The 1,112-nt window shown below is 66.3% G+C and carries 1 protein-coding gene; it reads left to right on the top strand.

What is annotated here, in order from left to right:
- Positions 1–118: 118 nt before the first annotated feature.
- The coding region (locus tag ACIHAX_RS37800; RefSeq protein ID WP_364440038.1) for an IS481 family transposase at positions 119–1,112 on the top strand (994 nt) is incomplete at its 3' end.

The raw sequence follows: 1,112 nt of genomic DNA on the forward strand, positions 1-1,112 counted from the left end.
TGTGATGTCCAGGGAGGTTGTCCGGCCTACTCACTGTGGTGAGTCCGGCTGACAGGTGAAGGCCTCCGGCTGTGAAGTGGAGCTGTCTAGGAACCGCTTCACGAGCCCGGAGGCCTTCGTGTCCCACGCTAACGCAACACTCACCCCGATCACCCGTCTGCGACTGGCACGGTTGATCGTCGATCGCGGCTGGACCTATCGCGCGGCAGCGAAAATGTTCATGGTCTCCCCACGCACGGCCAAGAAGTGGGCCGACCGGTACCGGATCGAGGGCGTCGCCGGGATGACCGATCGCAGCTCACGCCCACATACCAGCCCGAACAAGACCGCCCCGCAGCTCGTACGCGCCATCGTCGCACTGCGCTGGCGGCACCGGCTGGGACCGGTACAGATCGCCGGGCGGCTCGATATGGCAGCCTCGACCGTGCACGCGGTCCTGGTGCGTTGCCGCATCAACCGGCTCTCCCGTATCGACCGAGTCACCGGCGAACCCCTACGCCGCTACGAGCACGACCATCCCGGATCACTGGTCCATGTCGATGTCACCAAGTTCGCCAACATCCCCGACGGCGGTGGCCACAAATTCCTCAGCCGCCGCCAAGGCAAGCTCAACGCCGTCCACACCGCGCGGCGCACCGGCAAGCGCGGCAACCAGTACCGGCCTCTGATCGGAATCGCGTTCGTGCACACCGTCATCGACGACCACTCCCGCATGGCATACGCCGAGATCCGCGCCGACGAGAAAGCCGCCACCGCGATCGAGGTACTCCAGCACGCAGCGGCGTGGTTCGCCGACCACGGCGTCACCATCGAACGAGTGCTCTCCGACAACGGGTCGGCCTACCGGTCCCACGCCTGGCGCGAGGCCTGCGACGAACTGCGCATCACCCACAAGCGGACCCGCCCCTACCGGCCCCAGACCAACGGCAAGATCGAACGCTTCCACCGCACCCTCGCCGACGGCTGGGCCTACGCCCGCTTCTACCAATCGACCGAACACCGCAACCAAGCCCTACCCGACTGGCTCCACTTCTACAATCACCACCGAGCCCACTCCGCCATCGGCGGTCGCCCACCGGTCACCCGACTGACCAACCTCCCCGGACATCACA

It is taken from the genome of Nocardia sp. NPDC051929, assembly GCF_044548645.1.
GTDB lineage: Bacteria > Actinomycetota > Actinomycetes > Mycobacteriales > Mycobacteriaceae > Nocardia > Nocardia sichangensis.